The sequence below is a fragment of the Nostoc cf. edaphicum LEGE 07299 genome, assembly GCF_015207245.1.
Taxonomy (GTDB): Bacteria; Cyanobacteriota; Cyanobacteriia; order Cyanobacteriales; family Nostocaceae; genus Nostoc; species Nostoc edaphicum_B.
Window position 1 is genome coordinate 1 of record NZ_JADEXF010000281.1, and the last position, 5,745, is coordinate 5,745.

Below are 5,745 nucleotides of genomic sequence, written 5' to 3' on the forward strand. Positions count from 1 at the left end.
ATTTCAAAGTTACGCTCTATTTAACCACCTAAATGTCTGGAATAACATCGCTTTTGGACTGCGGTTAAAAAAATTACCCAAATCGAAAATTGAAGCTAGAGTCCAAGAAGCTTTAAAACTGGTGAAAATGGAAAGTTTGCGATCGCGCTTTCCCAATCAACTTTCTGGTGGTCAACAGCAGCGAGTAGCTTTAGCAAGAGCTTTAGTCAACCATCCCACCGTCGTCCTACTGGATGAACCTTTAGGGGCGTTAGATTTAAAACTACGTAAAGAAATGCAGGTTGAGTTATCAAATTTACACAAAGATTTGGGGTTAACCTTTGTGATGGTGACACACGACCAAGAAGAAGCATTGTCTTTGAGCGATCGCATTGCTGTGATGAATCAAGGCAAAATTGAACAAGTTGGCACTCCTAGCCAAATTTACGAACGTCCCTGTACATCTTTTGTTGCTGATTTTATTGGTGATACTAATTTATTCAGTGGTGAAATCGTCGCGGTAGACTCCTCTAATATTAAAATTTCCACAAAAATGGGACTATCAATCGTTATTAACCGCACTGAAGATACACCAACTGAATTATCACAAGCTGTAGTAGTGAGTGTGCGTCCAGAAAAAATACAGCTTTCGCTGTATCCACCTAATTTGCCAGTTAACTGCTTTGAAGGACGGCTTGTCAACGTTATGTATTTGGGCACACACGTTAATTATGTTATGGAATTAACAAATGGCATTAGCATTAATGTGTTGCAACCTAATACATTTGGAACTTTACCAGACCGCGATACACTTATTTACGCCTGGTGGTCAGAAACTGATTGTTTAGCTATTAGTCAATAGTCAACCCCTTCTCTGCGAGACGCTACGCGAATGGGGAAGTCAAAAATCAAAAGTCATAAAAAACAGCGGTAAACCAGTACAAATTCATGGTTAAAAAGTAAAAATATAATCCCGATAAATAAATTTAGAGGCTGACAACCATTTTTTATTTTCTTTCTTTTAACTTTTTACTTTTGCCTTGTTGGTCAATGCTGAATTGGAATTGTAATTACAAACTCTGTTCCTACTGCTGGTATTGAATGACATTCTAGTTTGCCACGATGTGTTTCTGTGATAATTTGATAACTGATAAACATTCCCATACCTGTTCCCTTACCTACAGGCTTGTTGGTGAAAAACGGATTAAAAACTTGTTTTTGAATCTGTTCTGACATCCCTATTCCATTGTTTGCGATCGCAATTTTTACCCAACCGGCATCTATCACTGAGGTACGAATGGCGATCGTGGGAGTTAACAACCCAGATGTGAAATTGTCTATTCTTAATTGTGCATTCTCAATTGTCCATTCTTCTAATGCATCAATGGCATTCGCCAATATATTCATAAACACCTGATTGAGTTCTCCGCCATAGCATTCCACTAAAGGTAATGTGCCGTAGTCTTTGATGACTTGAATGGCTGGAAGCTTTGTTGTTTCTTGGAAGCGATGTTGCAATACCATTAGGGTACTATCGATGCTTTCGTGAATATCTACTGCTTTAAACTCGGCTTCATCTATGCGTGAGAAGGTTCGTAACGACAGCACAATCTGACGGATGCGCTGAGTACCAACTTTCATCGAACTCAATATTCTTGGTACATCTTTCTGGATGTACTCTAGGTCAATTTCCTCACACAAAGCCTGAAATTCCAACTTATTACCAGATTGCTGCTGATGGTGAATTATTCGCAACAGGTCTTGAGTATATTCCTCAATATAGGTGAGATTACCGTGAATAAAATTAACGGGGTTGTTGATTTCGTGAGCAACTCCAGCCACAAGTTGACCCAGACTAGACATTTTTTCCGCTTGAATCATTTGTGCTTGAGTTTGTCTGAGTTCTTGAAGAGTTTGTGCTAAATTTTCTGTTTGTTGTCGCAGTTGGTCTTCCATCTGTTTGCGTTCACTGATATCCCTGGCGACACAAACAAAGGTGTTTTCGTCCATGCTGGCAATATTCGCCTCAAACCAAACCTCTTGCTCGCCTATAGACAAGCTATATTCTACCTTGACAGTTTTTTTAGTTAAGAGTGCTTGTTGAATAGAGTTGAGAAAATAGTCGGCACAAGCAGAGGATAAAACATCATGTATTTTTCTGCCCAGCATTTCCGCAGGAGGTTGGTAGAGTAAGGGCGCACCGCTAGGAGCGATTTTGAGGTATCTTCCTTCGGCATCTAAGACAAGAATCACATCCTGCATAGCGTTGAACAAGGCGAGTAATTCTGCTTGCAAGGCTTTGATTAATTCTTCGGCTTGTTTGCGACTGCTGATATCGCGATTCTACAAAGGTAGAATTATCTGCCAATTTCGACTGTAATTCTATCAGTTGTAAATTCTGTGGGACTTCATCAGTAACTAATTCGCCAATTTGATGTTGTTCGGCTAACAGCGTAGTTGAATAAAGGTCTTGCAATGCTTCTAGCTGTTGCAGCAATTGGGCATTTTGTTGACGTAAAAGCAATATTTCTTCATTGATTTTTTCAGTAGACATGTTCAACTCCCATTTAGTTTACTTAGAGGCAGTCCTGAGTCAGGCAGGACTTACGCAAAAATTGCCAAAAGCTTAATTTATCCAACCGCCTTCTCTGCCAGAGACTTCCGCCAACGTGGAGCGTCTCATAGAGAAGACGCCTTTTCTGTATGAATGCTACGTGCCCATGAGCAAGTAGGGTGACAGAATTTTCTTAGCTAAAGTTGGTCTACTCAGTACTATTTATTGCCGCACTGGAATTGCGATCGCAAACTCTGTACCTTTTCCTGGGGAGGAGTTGCAGTGTATTGAACCCCCGTGTTTTTCCACAACAATTTGACGGGCGATGGCTAATCCTAAACCCGTTCCTTTTCCCACAGATTTCGTTGTAAACAAATGGTCAAATATCTTTTGCTTGACTGCTTCATTCATGCCATTAGCATTATCAGCAATCGTTATTGTAACCCGATCGTCTTGCAATGAGGTTTGAATTGTAATCTTGTTAGGGTTTTCTTGGATTTCTGCAAAATTCCGCCCAGTATTCGATTCATCTAAGGCATCAATCGCATTAGCTAGGATATTCATAAACACCTGGTTTAATTGTCCAGGAAAACATTCAACTTGAGGCAAACTGCCATAATCAGTTATTACTTCAATTGCTGGACGTTGCTCATTGGCTTTGAGGCGATGTTTGAGAATTAAAATTGTACTTTCAATCCCCTCACGAATTTTAAATGGCACTTTGTAATCTTTATCAGCGCGGGAGAAAGTTCTTAAACTAGTGCTGATATTTTTCAGGCGATCGCACGCCATCACCATTGAATCTATTGCCTTGGGTAAATCTTCTAAACTATAATCTAAGTCAATTTCTTCTGCATGGTCAATAATTTCAACACCCGGATTAGGTAAACTTTTTGTTGAGTATTTTTGACGTAATTGATAATTGTTGCGGGAATCTCTTGACAATTAGCGAGTGATTGTGGTTCAAGAATAGTTTGTATTTGGTCATGATTGATAAAGGTAATTGCCCTAACTTGCCAATTATCACCAAACACTTGCCTCAACAAGGGTTCCCCCCGCACGGCAGTGTCCTCATCTTGGGCAACTCTTTCTTTACCCCAATCGAAATAAAATTTGGCTACTAGTTCATTGCTAAGTGCTTCTTCTTGGATGTAACCGTTGGCTTTAGCTAGAGTTATGGCGCGATCATAATTTTCCAGTGCTTCTGCTTTGTTGCCCAAAACTCTTTGTTTCTCAGCCTCAACTAAATGCCATTTATGCAGATGATTTGTGGGAGCATTTTGCGCACAACGGTACAGAGTGGTTTGATGGATTTCCACCTGGGCGAGAATTACAGAAAGTTCAATTTCTGTCTGGGTAGAAAATAGGGCTAGGTATGTCAGGGCTGCATAAAAATGGGAAATCGGAACAAAAATCAATCCTGATACTGCAAGTAAATACTTTTCCCCTTCCTCAATGTAAGCGATCGCAGCTTTGTAATCACCAAAAGAATAGGCAAGCAACAATTTGTAGATATACAACTCAGCCATCACCGTGAGTTCATTAGCCTGACGATGTTTGGGAATCATCACCGTTTCATCGTAGATAGTGCCGCTCAAACAATCGGGCTGAATTTGGGTTTCCCTAAAGTTCTGTGCCGCCTGCCGCATAATACTTACATAAGTCTGGGCAGAATGTTGCTTCGCCTGAGTTAAGGCGGCGTTGTAACTTGCGATATCTAATTCCAAATTGCTAAGTTCAGAGCCGCTCCAAAAGACCGCATAGCTGTAACAACATACGTTATAACCAGCGTGTAAAAAATCGCCAGTTTCCATACCAGAGGTAAAACCAGCTTTCAGCAAAGGTATCGTTGCCGAGAGAGCTTCTTGGTGATGCTGAATAAAGCCGCCAAACAACATGGAAATTGTGGATTTGAATTCCCGCACATTGAACCGATCTAGCAAATTCAATGCCAATTGCCCAAAATCGTAGCCCCCTTCAACCTCTCCCAAAAAGGCACACAGCACCATTCCGTGCAGCCCATACCCCACAGTGGAGGCGGGCGTATTCCCAAACTGAAGCGATAGGCTGACCATTGTGGAGCTAATAAAGGGCAATAAACCCGGCATTCCTTGGAAAACAGGTGCAAACAACATTCCTAACAGTTGCATGGCTGCCTGTGCTTGGGGATCGGTCATCGCTGGTAAGTCAGCTAGTTCCTCAATTCGTTTACCTGCGAGTTGACTAGCAAGGACTTGTAAAGCTTTACCAATCTCAGCATTGTTTGGCTCGATGGGTAACTCAACCCCCAATTGTTTTAAGGCATCTCTGCCAACTGCGATCGCTTCTAATAGTCTGCTCTGGGCTGTCTGGGCAGCAATTTGAATTTCGTAAATTTTAACTTTGTCTAAAATCGTCTGGGCTGATTGCAACACCTGTACTGCTATCTGTTCCATACCATCAAAATCAGCATTTAAGTAGGCGGCTTCGGCGGCGGCAACATACAGACTCAAAGTCAATTCATATTGATCTTGCCAACAATTCACTGTGAGTAGCTCAATCCCGGTCTGTAAATAAACTCTGGCCGCAGTGTATGCGGTAGAATTTTTGGCTTTACCTCCTGCTGCTAAGTTAAGTCGAGCCAAGGCTTCTCGCTCGTTTGATTGGGCGATCAACTCTTGTCCTAAATTCAAATGACCGGCAATATCAAACAGTTTTTCTTCTTGTTCTATTTGAGAAGAATTTTGTAGAAGTAATTGACCTAAAATATTGGTTTTAAATTGCTGGATTTGAGCATCGCTTTCGGTTAATAATTGCCCCATTAAATCGCGGAAGGCTTGCACAAAAGCACTAAAGGGAATATTTCGTTGAAATTGGTCATATTTCCCTTTGATAAAATAACCGCGCTTTTTGACGATTGGTTTATGAAGTTCGTTAACTACAACGGTTTTACCAATACCCGAAAAACCAGCCACCAGCATCATTTCTGTCGCACCTGTACTAACGCGCTCAAATGCTTGCAGGAGAGTTTCTACTTCTGTTTCTCGTCCATAAAGTTTATCAGGAATAATAAAGCGATCGCACGCATCCCGTTGAGCAATTGGGAAATGCTTAATTTCACCAGTTTCTTGGAGTTGAGATAAACAAGTTTCTAAATCAAATTTCAGTCCCAATGCACTCTGATAGCGGTCTTCAGCATTTTTTGCCATTTTGATGCGCTTCTAGGCTGTAGG

At 41.1% G+C, this 5,745-nt stretch carries 1 protein-coding gene and 2 pseudogenes; 1 reads left to right on the forward strand and 2 read right to left on the reverse strand.

The features are described 5' to 3' along the window. On the forward strand, positions 1-841 hold an 841-nt coding region (locus IQ229_RS10470), incomplete at its 5' end, for an ABC transporter ATP-binding protein (protein ID WP_194043440.1). Positions 842-1,026: 185 nt separating this feature from the next. On the opposite strand, the pseudogene IQ229_RS10475 reads toward IQ229_RS10470, so the two are convergent. Both IQ229_RS10475 and IQ229_RS10490 read right to left on the reverse strand, forming a co-directional pair. Continuing rightward, positions 1,027-2,319, reverse strand: a pseudogene (locus IQ229_RS10475) (sensor histidine kinase); the annotation flags it as partial. Between the two features lie 436 nt (positions 2,320-2,755). Next, positions 2,756-5,721: pseudogene (locus tag IQ229_RS10490) on the reverse strand (sensor histidine kinase); the annotation flags it as partial. Positions 5,722-5,745: the final 24 nt, after the last annotated feature.